Below are 16196 nucleotides of genomic sequence, written 5' to 3' on the forward strand. Positions count from 1 at the left end.
TGGTCCCACCTGACCCCATGCCGAACTCAGAAGTGAAACGCCGTAGCGCCGATGGTAGTGTGGGGTCTCCCCATGCGAGAGTAGGGAACTGCCAGACATCAAATAAGTGAAAAGGCCCATCCGTCAGGATGGGCCTTTTTGCATTTGCGAATTGTGGAGTATGCCGGATGGCGGCGTAAACAGCTTATCCGGCTTGCAGGTTTTAATGTATGACCTGTGATAAAAACGCTCGGGTACGCTCGGATTTCGGATGGGCAAAAAATTCGTCTGGTGGCGCCTGTTCAACAATCTCGCCAAGATCCATAAAGATCACCCTGTCTGCAACTGTTCGGGCAAACCCCATTTCATGAGTAACACAAAGCATTGTCATTCCCGATTGCGCCAGGCCTATCATGGTATCGAGTACTTCTTTTACCATTTCAGGGTCCAGTGCTGATGTGGGCTCATCGAACAACATGATTTTGGGTTTCATGCACAGTGAACGCGCAATGGCCACGCGCTGTTGCTGCCCACCGGAAATTTGTCCAGGGTATTTATGCGCATGTTCAGCAATACGCACTCGTTCAAGGTAGTGCATTGCCAGAGCTTCAGCCTCTTTCTTTGGCATCTTCTGAACCCAGACAGGAGCCAGTGTGCAGTTTTGCAGGACTGTTAAATGAGGAAAGAGATTAAAGTGTTGAAAGACCATTCCAACTTCTTGTCTGACGCGTTCAATATTGCGGATGTCCTCATTGAGCTCAATTCCATCTACCACAATACGCCCTTGCTGATGCTCTTCCAGATGGTTAATACAACGGATCGTTGTTGATTTACCGGATCCAGAAGGTCCGCATAATACGATACGTTCTCCCTGTTTTACCTCCAGGTTTATGTTTTTCAGAACGTGAAACTGTCCATACCATTTGTTGACGTTTTCCAGCGTAATCATCGCGTCGTTAGATTGTATTAATAATTGGCTCATAATTTCCTCAGTGCGGTGTACGCCCGGTGTTAAAACGTTTTTCCAGATGCTGGCTATAACGTGACATGCTGAAGCAGAAAACCCAGTAAATCAGCGCGGCAAAAACATATCCTTCTGTCGACATACCAAGCCAGGCAGGGTCGACGGTGGCTTGTTGTACGCTGCTGAAAAGGTCAAACAGACCGATAATAATGACCAGACTGGTATCCTTGAAGAGGGCGATGATCGTGTTAACCAGGCCGGGGATAACCAGTTTGAGGGCTTGCGGAAGTATGACCAGCCCTTGGGTTTTCCAGTAGCCAAGCGCCAGTGATTCGGCGGCTTCATACTGGCCTTTCGGGAGGGCCTGCAATCCCCCACGCACCACCTCTGCGACATAAGCTGACTGGAAAAGAATTACACCGACCAGCGCCCGAATAAGTTTGTCGATGCTGGTGCCTTCCGACATAAACAGCGGGAGCATGACTGACGACATAAACAGGACAGTGATCAGCGGCACACCACGCCAGAACTCAATGAAAATGACGGATAAAACCCGCACGACAGGCATATGAGAACGGCGCCCCAACGCCAGTAAGATCCCCCATGGGAGCGCGCCTGCAATACCAACAGAGGCTATGATCAAGGTGAGTGTCAGTCCACCCCACTGGCGGGTTTCCACGCGATCGAGACCGAGAAAACCACCGTACAACAGCCACCAGACGATAACCGGATAAACCACCGCCCAGACGGCGATATAGCGACCACGATGAGGTATCGCTTTCCAGAACATCGGCGCGATAGAGAGTAGGCCGATAATCAGAGCGAGATTAACCCGCCAGCGCTGATCGTGTGGATAGAGCCCATACATGAATTGTCCGAAGCGTTCATGGATAAACACCCAGCACGCTCCCGCTTTTGTACAATCTGCCCGGGTAGAACCTATCCAGTTGGCCTGCAGAAATGCCCAGTTCAGCAATGGGGGAATGAACATCCACATGAGCCATATGCATAACAGAGTGAGCAAACTGTTTGACCAACTGGAAAATAGATTTTTACGCACCCAAAATATCACGCGGCCAGCATGATTACTGCTCTGGCGCGAGGGGTGAGACAGTAGTGCTTTTGTCATCATGACTCCTTAGCGCTCAATGAGTGCGATACGACGGTTGTATATATTCATTAACAGAGAAATGCTCAGACTGATGATCAGGTAAACCGACATAGTGATGGCGATGGTTTCAATGGCCTGCCCGGTTTGATTCAGTACGGTTCCGGCAAACAGTGAAACCATATCCGGGTAGCCAATGGCGGCAGCAAGGGATGAATTCTTTACGATATTCAGATACTGGCTGGTCAGTGGTGGAATGATGACGCGGAGCGCCTGCGGGATGATCACCTGACGGAGCGTTACCGGATTGGGAAGGCCCAAAGAACGGGCTGCTTCATGTTGACCATAAGGAACTGCCTGAATACCGGCCCGAATAATTTCTGCAATAAATGCAGATGTATACACTGAAAGCGCCAGTGTTAACGCCGCCAGTTCTGGGATAAGTACCATGCCGCCGCGGAAGTTAAAACCGCGCAGTTCGGGTATATCCCAGTGGAGCGCTGCGCCAAAAATCCATTGTGAAATCATCGGCAAAAACACGATCAGCGCCAGTGCTGTTGGCCACGTTCTGCGTAATTGACCTGTTTTTGTCTGGTACATTTTATTGAAACGAAATAGCCCAATAGTTACGACTGCAGCAATCATGAGTGCAGCGCAAAAGGCAAAAAGACCTTCTCCCATCTGCGGCGCCGGAATATAGAGTCCCCGGTTACTCAGGAAAACGAGATCCAGCGCACTGACGGCCTGACGGGGACCCGGCAAATTGCGTAGTACGGCAAAATACCAAAAGAAGATTTGCAGCAGCGGCGGAATATTGCGGAACGTTTCGATATAAATTGTAGATAGCTTACGCAGCAACCAGTTATCTGACAAACGTGCCAGTCCAAGAAAGAAGCCGAGAAATGAAGCAAAAACAATACATAGTGCTGAGACAAGCAGCGTATTAAGCAGACCGACCAGAAAGACACGCCCATAGGTATCGCCCTGCTCGTAATCAATCAGATGTTGAACAATACCAAATCCGGCACTGCGATCGAGAAAAGAGAACCCCGAGGTGATACCGCGACTGCTTAGGTTATTAATCGTATTGTGAATGAGATAGATCGCAATGCTAACGACCGCGATGATGGCAAGAATTTGAAATAACCAGGCGCGGACCGCAGGGTTAGAAAAGGAGAGTGATCCTTTTACGGTTGAGCGGCGATGGTACATAAGAAAACCTCGGTAACAATGACTCTGGGTTGAGCGCCGCAGTTGCGGCGCCCGTTACATCACTTCGCATTAGCGCACCGGTGGCGCATACTGAATGCCGCCGTTATTCCAGAGGTTGTTTTGCCCACGTTTGATCTTCAGTGGACTTTCCGATCCCACGTTACGTTCAAAGATCTCCGAATAGTTTCCTACCTGCTTAATAATGTTGTAAGCCCATTTATTATCCAGCTTCAGATCTTTACCATAGTCTCCCTCTTTGCCTAACAGGTGTGCCATATCCGGTGTTGCGGGATTAGCGGCTTTTTCATCAACGTTTTTCGAGTTAACACCCATCTCTTCAGCATTCAACATGGCAAACAGCGTCCAGCGAACAATAGAGAACCATTCATCATCGCCGCGGCGTACGACAGGCCCCAGTGGTTCTTTAGAGATTACTTCTGGCAGAACAATCCATTCTGAAGGGTTGCTCAATTTGATTCGCAGGGCATACAACTGAGACTGGTCCGAAGCAAGCGTATCGCAGCGGCCTGATTCCAGAGCCTTAGCGGATTCATCGGAGCGATCGAAGGTGACGGGGGTATACTTCATATTGTTGGCCTTAAAATAATCGGCCACGTTCAGTTCAGTATCCGTGCCTGCCTGAATACAAACCGTTGCACCATCGAGTTCTTTTGCGCTCTTCAGACCCGCTTTGTTGTGGGTAAGAAAGCCAATGCCATCGTAATAAGTCACGCCAGTAAAGGACATCCCCATTCCTGCATCACGTGAGGAGGTCCATGTGGTATTACGGGAGAGCATATCGACTTCACCAGACTGTAAAGCGGTGAAGCGTTCTTTAGCGGTGAGCGGGGTGTATTTTACTTTCGTGTCATCACCAAATACGGCCGAGGCAACACCACGACATACATCTACATCAATACCTGAAAACTTACCGCTTGCGTCGGCATAGGAAAAGCCTGGTAAGCCGTCACTGATTCCGCATTGCACAAATCCTTTTTTCTTTACGGCATCAAGCGTTGCGCCGGCATGTGCCTGATTTGTAATCGCAAGCAGCACGCCGGCCGCAGCCAGGCTGGCTATTATCATCTTTTTCATAGAGCATCCTGTGTGGAGGAATTATTGTTATGGAAACGTCTTTTACCTGTCTGTGGCTTTGGCCATACTCTTTTAAGCAAAGGTAGTGCCAGGTTTTTGCGCTCGAATATTCGGCGCAATAAGCAGAGTGTAGACAGGAAAAAATAAATGCAGCGCCCTGAAGTGGTGCAAAATTGAAACGTACGCCACATTTCAGCGCAAAAATTTAAACAGGATGCCTGATAACAATTTCGGGCGTGAATATTGACCGCGTGAGAATAATGATAAGAAGACGTGTTGTTACGAAAAGCTGAAAAAATGCTAATTTTCAGTCGTGAATATGTGAGGGGAATCTATAATGATTTTATTTCAGGGCCAAAGCTTTAAACCATCATTTTGTCTTATATAAAGATATCTTCTTTATTGTTAAAAGCGCGGCTATTACCGCGCTTTTAACATGATTTATTTCGTCAAGGCAACTATCCCAAGTGTCAGACCGGCAACAGCGGCTGCACCACCGGCGATCGCACCTGCTGTTTCCCAGTTATCCTGCGTGGTGCCTTTCATACAGGTATTGGTATGAACCAGACGGCCCTGGTCGTCATATACAGGTACGCAAGGAGAATCGTGTGCACAGCCCGCCAGAAATGCTGTAAGCAATGCAACGGATATTAATCTTTTCATGGTGTTACCTCTAAAATAAACGTTTCGCTAAAAAAGCAAAGACAGGCGCTAAGCTATCTGCGAAATCGAGGGTTATTTTACCACTTCTTAAAAAAAGACTGACATGAGGAATAATCTCAATTCATGTGGATTGTAAACATAATGAATAGATCGGGGAATTTTGGAACCATGTGCTAAAAAAAAGAATGGCTATCTTATTAATAAATAAAGAGGTCATTATCAGGTAAAAAAGGCGCCCGGAGACGCCTTTATTTTACAATTTAATCGCGATGCTGGCTAAAACGCCGTTTAACGACAACAAAAAAGACGGGAACGAAGAAGATCGCCAACAATGTAGCCGTGAGCATGCCCCCCATAACACCTGTGCCGACGGCATTCTGCGCACCGCTACCTGCACCATTACTGATAACCAGAGGCATAACCCCCAGAATAAAGGCCAGAGATGTCATCAGGATAGGACGCAGACGCATACGGGAGGCCTCCAGAGTCGCCTCAATCAACCCTTTGCCCTCTTTATCCATCAGGTCTTTAGCAAATTCGACAATCAGGATGGCGTTTTTGGCAGAGAGGCCGATAGTTGTTAACAGGCCGACCTGGAAGTACACATCGTTATTCATCCCGCGAAGCGATGCCGCCAGCAGCGCACCAACGACACCGAGCGGGACGACAAGCATGACGGAGAATGGAATCGACCAGCTCTCATACAGTGCTGCAAGGCAAAGGAAGACAACGATTAGCGAGATGGCATACAACGCTGGTGCCTGGTTACCTGACAGTCGTTCCTGATAGGACATTCCCGTCCAGTCATGGCCAATACCGTTAGGCAGTTTTCCCGCCAGGCTTTCCATCAGCGCCATTGCTTCACCGGTACTTTTGCCTGGTGCCGCTTCGCCTAACAGCTCCATAGATGGCATACCGTTGTAGCGTTCCAGTCTCGGTGAGCCGTAAATCCAGTGCGCTGAACTGAATGTGGAGAAAGGTACCATTTCGCCATTGGCGCTGCGAACATACAGATTATTGATGTCTTCCGGCAACATACGAAATTTTGCATCTGCCTGAACATACACTTTTTTCACGCGACCGCGGTCAATGAAATCATTGACGTAGTAGCCGCCCAGCGCAGCGGAGATGGTTTCGTTAATATCTGACAAGGAAACACCAAGCGCTTGCGCTTTTTCCTGATCAACATCCAGCTTAAACTGCGCAGTATCCTCAAGGCCGTTGGGGCGTACACGTACCAGCAAATCAGGATGTTGTGCCACCATGCCCAGCAGCTGATTACGTGCCTGCGTTAAGGCTGAGTGTCCCAGCCCTCCCTGATCAATCAGCTCAAAATCGAAGCCGGTTGCGGTGCCCAATTCAACAATGGCTGGCATGTTGAAGGGGAATACCAGGCCATCACGAATCTGACTAAATGCCCGAGTTGCTCGGGCAATTACAGATTCAACGTTATTCTCATCGCCGCTACGCTCTTCCCAGGGTTTGAGGCTGACAAATGCCATCCCTGAGTTTTGCCCCTGTCCACTGAAGCTAAAGCCGTTAACCGTAAAGACGCTTTTGACGTTGGCTTTCTCATTATTCAGATAGTAGTGGGTAACTTGATCCAGCACTTTCTGAGTACGCTCTTGTGTTGCACCGGCTGGTAGCTGAATCATCGTCAGGAACACACCCTGATCTTCCTCTGGCAGGAAGGAGGTAGGCAGGCGTATAAACAGCACCGCCATGCCAATAACAATGATCAGATAGATCGCCAGATAGCGACCCGTTTTACGAATTATACCGCTGACGCTATTGGTGTAGTGGTTGACGCTGTAATCGAATTTGGTATTAAACCAGCCAAAGAAACCACTTTTTTTCTCGTGGTGCTCTGCAGATACCGGCTTGAGCAATGTTGCACAAAGGGCGGGAGTCAGAATCAACGCCACCAGTACTGAAAGCGCCATTGCAGAAACAATAGTAATAGAGAACTGTCGGTAAATTGCCCCGGTTGAACCTCCAAAGAAGGCCATTGGGATAAACACCGCAGATAGCACCATGGCAATACCAACCAGCGCCCCCTGTATTTGTGACATGGATTTTTCTGTCGCTTCTCTGGGCGGCAGATTGTCTTCCATCATCACGCGCTCCACGTTTTCTACTACGACTATCGCATCATCGACCAGCAGGCCGATGGCGAGTACCATGCCGAACATTGTCAGGGTGTTTATCGAGTAGCCAAATGCAGCAAGTACGGCGAATGTCCCCAACAGCACCACAGGCACAGCGATAGTCGGAATTAGCGTTGCGCGAATGTTTTGCAGAAACAGGTACATCACCAGGAAAACCAGTACGATCGCTTCAAACAGCGTTTTTACCACCTCGTGAATAGAGATGGTAACAAACGGTGTGGTGTCGTACGGATAGACTACCTGCATTCCCTGAGGGAAGAACGGCTGTAATTCAGTCAGTTTTGCTTTGATTGCGTTGGCGGTATCCAGAGCGTTTGCACCGGTTGCCAGCTTAATACCCAGACCGGATGCCGGTTTACCGTTAATACGTGCAACGACGTTGTAGTTTTCACCCCCCAACTCAATGCGTGCAACGTCCTTGAGGTGAACAACAGAACCGTCGCTGTTCACGCGTAAGGTCACTTTGCCAAACTCTTCAGGATCTTTCAGTCGCGTTTGCGCAATGATAGAGGCGTTGAGCTGTTGGTTAGGTAAGGCAGGTGTACCCCCTAACTGACCTGCGGCGATCTGGTCGTTTTGTACTTTCAACTGGTTAATGACATCAACCGGCGTGAGTTGATACTTGTTCAATAAATTCGCATCCAGCCAGATACGCATGGCGTACTGCGCGCCAAACAGCTGCACGTCACCTACGCCGTTCAGACGGCTGATAGAGTCTTTAATGTTGGAAGCGACATAGTCAGAGATGTCATCCTGAGTTGTCTGCGGGTTGTCAGAAACAAACCCCGCGACCATCAAAAAGCTGCTACTTGATTTCTCAACGGCGATACCCTGCTGTTGAACTTCTTGAGGCAGTAAAGGTGTCGCGAGCTGCAGTTTGTTTTGTACCTGAACCTGTGCGATATCGGGATCGGTGCCGGACTGGAACGTTAACGTAATGGTTACGCTCCCGGCCGAATCGCTGGTGGAGGACATATACATCAGGTTATCGATACCGTTCATGTTTTGTTCGATAACCTGCGTTACGGTATCCTGCACCGTCTGTGCATCCGCGCCTGGGTAGGTCGCGGAAATCGCTACGGCAGGGGGGGCAATAGTTGGGTACTGCGCCACGGGCAGTTGCATGATTGCCAGAGCGCCCGCCATCATCAGAATGATGGCCAGTACCCAGGCAAAGATAGGTCGCCTAATAAAAAAGTTTGCCATGTCCGGTTACCTTATTGTGTGGCTTTCGCGGCTGGAGTTTCGGTATCGGCGGTCGCTTTTACCTGCACTCCCGGACGAGCTTTTTGTAATCCGCTGACGATAACTTTGTCGCCCGGTTGTAAGCCTTCGCTTATGAGCCATTTGTCACCAATGGCTTGTACGGCTACAACGGCATGAGCTTCGACCTGGTTCTTATCATTGACGACCATCACGGTTGCATCTCCGCGAGGTGTACGTGTCACACCCTGTTGTGGAACAAGAATGGCGTTAGGTTGGATACCTTCATCGATGCGGGCGCGTACAAACATGCCTGGCAGTAGAGAGTGCTGTGGGTTAGGGAAAACGGCTCTCAGGGTGATGGATCCGGTACTCTCGTCAACCGTCACGTCAGAAAATTGCAAAGAGCCTTTCAGCGGGTATGACTGGCCATTCTCCATCACCAGTTCAACGGTACTGCTGGTGTTGTCTTTATGTAGGCTACCTTGTGCAACAGACTGTTTGAGCCGCATAAAATCGCTACTGGACTGCGTCACGTCGACGTAAATGGGATCAAGCTGTTGCACAGTGGCTAACGCTGTCGCCTGACCATTGGTAACTAACGCACCTTCGGTAACGTTAGATTTACCGATACGTCCGCTAATGGGCGATGTCACTTTGGTGTAAGCGAGATTGATACGAGCGCTTTCGACCGCAGCTTTGGCGGCGATGACGGAGGCGTCGGCCTGACGAGCATCAGCAATGGCTTGATCGTACTCTTGCTGGCTGATGTACTTTGTTCCGACCAACGGGACATAACGTTTTACTGTTAAATGGGCGATAGCCGCTGCGGCCTCGCTTTTTGCCAGTTCACCTTTGGCGCTATCATAGTCGGCCTGATAAGTTGCGGGATCAATCTGATAAAGCGACTTGCCTGCTTCAACATCACTCCCTTCAGTGAAATTCCTTTTCAGCACAATCCCGCTGACCTGAGGGCGAACTTCTGCAATACGGAAGGCTGTTGTACGGCCCGGCAATTCAGTCGTAACGGCTAAGGGGGCAGATTCCACAACATGGACAGTAACCTGTGGCTCGGCAGGATGAGTTTGTGTTTCTCCCTGATCGTTACAACCGGCGAGTAATGCAGTGGAGATGATAATGAATGAGGGCAGGAGTGAGAGCCTGGCATTTTTCGTCATTACTTTTCCTTAAAAACCGAAAGCTCGTTATTTACCGGATAACGGCAAGGCGATAACGCGCGCAAATAAAATAATAGTTGGCTATCCTACAAATTATTAGCTTGCGATGTAAGTAATACTTATTTTGCTGTACGATGCACGGCACATAAAAACAAAAAAAGATTAATCAGCTACTTTTTCGTTAGCAGGAAGTATGCAATGACCTGATGCAGGTAAACACATATTGAAATAAACATTTGCCCAATGAATATATTAACTAATTTTTATTTGTTTTGATTATTTATGTATGTTGCACGTAATGAAATATTTTAGATCTCGTCTAAATAAATGCGAAGTGATACATTTGCTCCATATGGCAAATATTTGATAAGAAAGTTTATCAATTCCTATTCTGTCCCAGGCATTTGAAACCATGGCTAAAAAAACGAAAGCTGATGCCCTCAAAACACGACAGCATCTCATTGAAACAGCGATTGTACAGTTTGCTCTACGTGGTGTAGGCAATACGACGCTAAACGACATTGCGGATGCCGCCAACGTGACGCGAGGCGCAATCTATTGGCATTTCGAAAATAAGATCCAACTGTTTAATGAGTTATGGCTACAGCAACCCCCTTTGCGCGATCTTATTCAGGACAGACTCATTGGACGCTGGGGTAATAATCCGTTACAGCGATTGCGAGAAAAACTGGTCGTTGGTTTGCAGTATATTGCTGAGATACCTCGTCAGCAGGCATTAATGCAGATTCTATATCATAAGTGTGAATTCAATAGCGATATGATATCAGAGCAGGAAATTCGCGATAAAATAGGGCTAAGTCATCAGAGTATCCGTAAATCTTTACAGGAATGTATGGATGAAAACCTTATCGCAAGCAGTCTGGATTTAGACGTTATTATAATTATTCTCCATGGGAGTTTCAGTGGGATAATAAAAAACTGGCTAATGAATCCAGCAAGTTATGATCTGTATGGGCAAGCGCCGGTATTAGTGGATAACGTATTAAAAATGCTAAGCCCTGATGGCTGTGTGATGCAGTTGATCAAGAGTGAAAATCAGGTTGGGTAGTTTCAGCCGCCATGGCCTGACGGCTGCTATAAAACATCTGTTACCGTGCGTGCTATTCGAGGTCGACGCAATTGACCAGCTTGAGGGGATTCACTGAATTCATATTCCGGCACTTATCGTGCTCTGTTGTCATCAACTCTATCCACTGTATGAGCAGCGCATCAAAAAGAAAAACGAAGACCGCAAAAACAACCAGCCACCAATACTTGCGAATCATTACCAAATCCTGTGTATTCATGCCCAAGTGTGCTGGGAATATACACGAAATCCAAAAGCTGAAAAGCAGACTTACAATGCTTTTACTTTGTTGAGATCTTGCCGCTATTTTCAGTTAATCGACTCTTTTTAGACCGATTATTGGTCTTTCGCTTTTTTATCTTTGCAAGCTCATTCTCTGAAAAATGGGAGCTGACACCCAGTCTCCTGAGTCCCATTTTTACGTATTCATCATTGATCTCAATCCCAACGAATTTGCGACCCAGTTCCACTGCAGTAGCCCCGGTGGTGAAACTGCCTGCAAACGGATCCAACACCACGTCATCTGAGTTAGAGGATGCCAGAATGATACGCTCTAACAGGGCCTTAGGTTTTTGGGTTGGATGATTTTCGTATTCATCCATCAGGTAGCGAACGCGCGGGAACTCCCAAACATTGCCAGGTACTTTTTTCTGATTGTACGGCTGGGGCGGGTTCTTTCTGTAATCGATAAGCGCGCGTTTGGCTCCTGTTTTGGCTTCAACCAGAATATCATCACGATTAAATGTATAGCTTTTCTGATCTTTTACCATCATCAGGATCGGTTCATACATGGAACCAAAGAAGTTTTTGGCCTGGACTGCAGAGCTATCATATGACCACACGATGCGACTTTTAATGGTAAAAAGCTGTCTGCATTTGAGGTCGATATACGGTATGTTCTCTGTGCTGTTCATGATGTACATAGTGCCTTGTGGCTTAAGAATGCGATGGCACTCTTCAATACACTCAAACAACCAGACCAGGAAGGTCTCTTCGTCCCAGGATTCCACCATTCCGTCAAAGTCTTTGCCGATGTTATAAGGTGGGTCGGCAAAAATGAGATCGACGCTTTCGGGTGCGAGCTTTTGCAGTTCAGTTAGCGCATCACCCTGGATTATCTTTTTCGATTCATCGCCAAAATAGACAGGCTCACATCTCGCCTTCATCGCCAAAGCCTCCGTGTGATGCAAATAAAAAAGGCGCTTCCCCATGCCGAGTAGCGCCTTTTAAAACAAACATATCGCTGATTAGTATCAGTTCATGCCGTATTTTTTCAGTTTTTTACGCAGCGTACCACGGTTGATGCCCATCATCAGGGCAGCACGGGTCTGGTTACCGCGGGTGTATTGCATCACCATGTCCAACAGGGGCTGTTCTACTTCAGCCAGTACCAGCTCATAGAGATCATTAACATCCTGACCATTCAGTTGAGCAAAATAGTTCTTCAGTGCCTGTTTAACCGAGTCACGCAGGGGTTTTTGAGTTACCTGATCCTGAGAGTTAACGGTAGAAACGGTCAGTACGTCAGAATTTACGCGTTGTTCGAACATAGTTCTGTCAGCTCTTTATTTCTGTTTACGCAAAATTTTCGAAGTATGCCTCCAACGCCGCCAGCTGTTCGCTGGAATCTTCAATGGCGTTGAATGTGCGCCGAAACTGGTCATTTGGAGCGTGTTCCTGGAGATACCAGGATACGTGTTTACGCGCAATTCGGTACCCTTTTGCCTGACCATAAAAGTCATGCAGTTCCCGAACGTGCGCACAAAGCAAGCGCTTCACCTCTGCCAGAGGCAGCGGGGGCAGCAGCTCCCCAGTGTCCAGATAATGCTGGATTTCCCGAAAGATCCAGGGTCTTCCCTGAGCTGCACGTCCTATCATCAGGGCATCCGCCCCCGTATAGTCGAGCACAGCTCTGGCTTTATGCGGGTCAGTAATGTCGCCATTCGCGATAACCGGAATGGAAACTTTCTGCTTAACTGCCCGAATACTGTCGTACTCAGCATCTCCATTGAACAAACAGGCGCGGGTGCGTCCATGAATGGTCAGAGCCTGAATGCCACAGTCTTCAGCCAGTTGGGCAATCTCTACGCAGTTACGGTGTTCCGGAGCCCAGCCGGTGCGAATCTTGAGTGTGACAGGAACGTCCACTGCATTGACGACCTCGGTTAGTATCGACTTCACTAGATCCGGGTACTGCAAGAGGGCTGAACCTGCGAGCTTACGATTCACTTTTTTAGCCGGACACCCCATATTGATATCAATAATTTGGGCGCCGCTTTCCACGTTAATACGTGCGGCATCGGCCATCTCAACAGGATCGCTGCCGGCAATTTGCACCGTGCGAATTCCTGGCTCATCAACGTGCACCATACGTAAACGAGACTTGTCGCTTTCCCAAACCTGTGGGTTAGAAGACATCATCTCGGATACCGTCAATCCTGCTCCCATCTCATAACACAGCGTCCTGAATGGTCTGTCAGTGATGCCAGCCATAGGTGCTGCGATCAGGCGATTTCTGAGCTGATATTGTCCGATGCGCATGAGTTAAGAAATGACCATACTGTGACTGCAAGGCGGCGTATATTACGCATTTTTTGCACGAGATGAAAGGCCAAACTTTGACCAATCCCCTGAGGTGGATCAATGAATTGCTGGTTGAGTGGACAGTTTCAAAATAAAGTATTTAATAATCATGCGGATACAATAAATCGGTAATTTGGCATCCATTTATAAATTCCGAAAACTTCTCTTTTTTTATTACTATCAGGGTAAGTTGAACAGGATAAAACGCTGTCTTTATGAACAAATAATGGCTTTCGAATGCGATCTCGCTCTCATTTCCGCAAATCCTTTTGCGAAAAAAAGAGCGATCTTAACGTTACCAACGGTAACGAAAGGGGACTATTTCTTCTTACCGGTAATACGACACCACTCTTCTTTCTCGACAACCGGATCGAGTGTAAAGAGATCGGCATAGGCTTCACAGACGCTTTCCGCCTGGCTGGCAAGAATACCGGAAAGGCCCAATAAGCCACCCTCAACGGGCAGTACGCTGATTAATGGTGCCAATTCACGCAATGGGCCGGCGAGGATGTTTGCGACCACTACATCGGCTTTCATGGCCTCTGGCTGGTCTTTTGGCAGATAGAGCTCCAGGCGGTCAGAAACGCCGTTACGCTGTGCGTTATCGCGGCTCGCCTGGATGGCTTGAGGATCAATATCCACACCGATGGCTTTCGCCGCGCCCAGTTTCAGCGCTGCAATCGCCAGGATGCCGGAGCCACAGCCAAAGTCGATAACTGTTTTACCGTTAAGATCGAGGCTGTCGAGCCATTGCAGACACAGAGAGGTCGTTGGGTGAGTACCCGTGCCAAACGCCAGGCCAGGATCCAGCATCACGTTGACGGCGTTTTCGTCCGGCACATCGCGCCAGCTAGGGCAAATCCACAGACGTTCGCCAAAGCGCATTGGGTGGAAGTTATCCATCCATTCGCGCTCCCAGTCTTTATCTTCAAGCTGTTCGATTTTGTGCACGAAGCCAGTGCCCAACAGCGGGTGCTGTTCCAGAAGGGCAATAACTTCTTTCATGTCGGTTTCTGCGTCGAACAGGCCGATAACATCGGTATCACCCCACAGGCGAGTTTCGCCCGGCAGCGGTTCAAACACCGGCGTATCATGTGTATCCTGGAAGGTGATAGAAACGGCACCCGCTTCCATCAGTGCATCACTTAACTCTTCAGCGTTTGCACCGCTCGTGTTCAGTTTCAGTTGGATCCATGGCATGGCAAAACTCTTTATTTATCAGTAGTCAATATGACGGCTTGCGGGGCGGCAGAACCAAAACGGTTTCCGACCAGGAAAGCCAGCAAACTTAGCAGTAACGAAGGCACAATCGGATGGAAGCCCAGATACTGAACGTTAAAGGTGGCGAGTACGGCATAGAGTACCCCACCGACAATCATGGCGCTCAATGCACCTGTCGCATTCGCTCGTTCCCAATACAGGCCAAGTACCAGAGGCCACAGGAAAACGGCTTCCAGGCCGCCGAACGCCAGCAGGTTAAGCCAGATAATCATCTCTGGCGGCTTCCAGGCAGCCAGCAACAGTAACGCCCCCAACAGCAGGGTGATCACCGCAGACATTCGCTTCAGGCGAGTTTCATTTTGTAGTTGTTCCGGGCGAAGGTTCAGGTAAAGATCTTTAATGATCGTAGCGGAACTTTGCAGCAATTGAGCATTGATCGTCGACATAATCGCTGCCATCGGTGCGGCGAGAAAGATACCGGCAGCAACAGGTGGCAAAACTTTTACCATCAGGGTAGGGATAACCAAATCCGGAACTGTCAGATCAGGGATTACCGCACGTCCCAGTGCGCCTGCCAGATGCATCCCAAACATCAGGATCGCCACTACAATGGTGCCAATGATAATCCCGCGATGTACGGCTTTACTGTCTTTATAGGAAATGCAGCGTACCGCCGTGTGCGGCAGACCAATCACCCCAAAGCACACCAGTACCCAGAATGATGTCATAAAGGTTGGAGACAGAATGTCATCAGCACCCTGCGGTGTCACCAGCTTAGGATCGATGGTTTGCAGGGTTTCTACTGCCTGACTGAGGCCGCCTGCGGCGTGGACTACGCCCACCAGCAAGACGATAGTACCAATCAGCATCACCATGCCCTGCATGGTGTCATTCAGCACGCTGGCGCGAAATCCGCCGAATGCCGTATATAACGCGATACTGATACCAAAGATCAGCAGGCCGGTTTCGTAAGGAATACCCGCAGCAGTCTCCAGCAAACGTGCGCCGCCGATGAATTGCACGGTCATCGCTCCGACAAAAGCCACCAGCAGGCTGAGGCTCGCCAGCCATACCAGTAAACGGCTCTGATAGCGGGCAAACAGCATATCATTGAGGGTTACGGCATTGTAACGGCGCGCCAGAATGGCGAATTTCTTACCGAGAATACCTAACGACAGCCAGACGGCAGGCAACTGGATCATTGCCAGCAATACCCATCCCAACCCGTATTTATATGCCGCGCCGGGGCCGCCAATAAACGAGCTTGCGCTAATGTAGGTTGCAGTTAGCGTCATGGCCAACACGACACCGCCCATGGAGCGACTGCCGAGGAAATACTCATTCAGGAAGGTGCCAGTCGTTCTCTTTCTCATTGCGTAAACGGAAAGACCAAACACCACCAGAAGATAGGCGACAAGCGGCAAAATGACTTCAAGCTGCATCGTCATCCTCCAGAGAAATATCGCGATAGATAAATTTCACCATTGCCCAACACAGCAAAATGAAAACCAATGGTGTCAGCAGACACGCCATCTCGAACCAGTGTGGCAAGCCGGTAAAGCCCAGTGTGGAATCTGGTAAGTAAGCGGTCACCAACCATGTGGCAAGATAGAAAAGGGTCAGCCACAGCGCCCAGCGCGCCTCTTTATGGGCCTGAACAAAACGAGCGTCCATTTTTTGTCCCTTGTGGATAAAGAAAGCGGGGATTGTACATTATGGGACGTACCGGAGGGGA

General features: G+C 48.8%; 15 protein-coding genes and 1 rRNA gene. 2 read left to right on the forward strand and 14 right to left on the reverse strand.

Annotated elements, in window-relative coordinates:
* Positions 1-97 (forward strand): 5S ribosomal RNA (gene rrf / locus SK36_RS00005); the annotation flags it as partial.
* A 105-nt stretch (positions 98-202) separates the two neighbouring features.
* On the opposite strand, the gene SK36_RS00010 is transcribed toward rrf, so the two are convergent.
* From SK36_RS00010 to SK36_RS00040, 7 genes are all read right to left on the reverse strand, one after another.
* A complete protein-coding gene (locus SK36_RS00010; protein WP_045448233.1) occupies positions 203-961 on the reverse strand; it encodes an amino acid ABC transporter ATP-binding protein in 759 nt (252 codons plus the stop codon).
* A 7-nt stretch (positions 962-968) separates the two neighbouring features.
* Complete coding sequence (locus SK36_RS00015; RefSeq protein WP_048220459.1) at positions 969-2072, reverse strand: amino acid ABC transporter permease; 1104 nt, start codon at positions 2070-2072, stop codon at positions 969-971.
* 9 nt (positions 2073-2081) lie between these two features.
* A complete protein-coding gene (locus SK36_RS00020; protein WP_045448229.1) occupies positions 2082-3263 on the reverse strand; it encodes an amino acid ABC transporter permease in 1182 nt (393 codons plus the stop codon).
* Positions 3264-3332: 69 nt separating this feature from the next.
* Positions 3333-4358 (reverse strand): amino acid ABC transporter substrate-binding protein, encoded by a 1026-nt coding sequence (locus SK36_RS00025; protein ID WP_045448227.1) that lies wholly within the window; start codon positions 4356-4358, stop codon positions 3333-3335.
* Positions 4359-4799: 441 nt separating this feature from the next.
* Positions 4800-5021 (reverse strand): lipoprotein, encoded by a 222-nt coding sequence (locus SK36_RS00030; protein WP_003025292.1) that lies wholly within the window; start codon positions 5019-5021, stop codon positions 4800-4802.
* Between the two features lie 260 nt (positions 5022-5281).
* Positions 5282-8395 (reverse strand): efflux RND transporter permease subunit, encoded by a 3114-nt coding sequence (locus tag SK36_RS00035; protein ID WP_048220460.1) that lies wholly within the window; start codon positions 8393-8395, stop codon positions 5282-5284.
* Between the two features lie 11 nt (positions 8396-8406).
* The gene (locus SK36_RS00040) at positions 8407-9570 is read right to left on the reverse strand and encodes an efflux RND transporter periplasmic adaptor subunit (protein WP_048220461.1); all 1164 of its coding nucleotides are present in this window, start codon (positions 9568-9570) and stop codon (positions 8407-8409) included.
* A gap of 412 nt (positions 9571-9982) precedes the next feature.
* On the opposite strand from SK36_RS00040, the gene envR reads away from it, so the two are divergent.
* Positions 9983-10639, forward strand: a complete 657-nt coding sequence (envR, locus tag SK36_RS00045) for an acrEF/envCD operon transcriptional regulator (protein WP_045448222.1) — start codon at positions 9983-9985, stop codon at positions 10637-10639.
* Positions 10640-10691: 52 nt separating this feature from the next.
* Here the strand turns inward: envR and SK36_RS23145 are convergent, their stop codons facing one another.
* The 7 genes from SK36_RS23145 to SK36_RS00080 form a co-directional block, all read right to left on the reverse strand.
* On the reverse strand, positions 10692-10856 hold the full coding sequence (locus SK36_RS23145; protein ID WP_003025279.1) for a DUF2556 family protein: 165 nt from the start codon (positions 10854-10856) through the stop codon (positions 10692-10694).
* A gap of 82 nt (positions 10857-10938) precedes the next feature.
* The gene (gene yhdJ, locus SK36_RS00055) at positions 10939-11823 is read right to left on the reverse strand and encodes an adenine-specific DNA-methyltransferase (protein ID WP_048222520.1); all 885 of its coding nucleotides are present in this window, start codon (positions 11821-11823) and stop codon (positions 10939-10941) included.
* 87 nt (positions 11824-11910) lie between these two features.
* The gene (gene fis / locus SK36_RS00060; protein ID WP_000462905.1) at positions 11911-12207 is read right to left on the reverse strand and encodes a DNA-binding transcriptional regulator Fis; all 297 of its coding nucleotides are present in this window, start codon (positions 12205-12207) and stop codon (positions 11911-11913) included.
* A gap of 25 nt (positions 12208-12232) precedes the next feature.
* Entirely contained in the window at positions 12233-13198 is a 966-nt protein-coding gene (dusB, locus tag SK36_RS00065; RefSeq protein ID WP_045448220.1) for a tRNA dihydrouridine synthase DusB, read from the reverse strand.
* Between the two features lie 360 nt (positions 13199-13558).
* A complete protein-coding gene (gene prmA / locus SK36_RS00070; protein WP_048220462.1) occupies positions 13559-14440 on the reverse strand; it encodes a 50S ribosomal protein L11 methyltransferase in 882 nt (293 codons plus the stop codon).
* A gap of 11 nt (positions 14441-14451) precedes the next feature.
* Complete coding sequence (gene panF / locus SK36_RS00075) at positions 14452-15903, reverse strand: sodium/pantothenate symporter (RefSeq protein ID WP_048220463.1); 1452 nt, start codon at positions 15901-15903, stop codon at positions 14452-14454.
* Complete coding sequence (locus SK36_RS00080; protein ID WP_048220464.1) at positions 15893-16135, reverse strand: YhdT family protein; 243 nt, start codon at positions 16133-16135, stop codon at positions 15893-15895. Before SK36_RS00080 ends, panF begins: the two co-directional genes overlap by 11 nt.
* Between the last annotated feature and the right edge of the window lie 61 nt (positions 16136-16196).

The organism is Citrobacter sp. MGH106, from assembly GCF_001037495.1.
Lineage (GTDB): Bacteria > Pseudomonadota > Gammaproteobacteria > Enterobacterales > Enterobacteriaceae > Citrobacter > Citrobacter murliniae.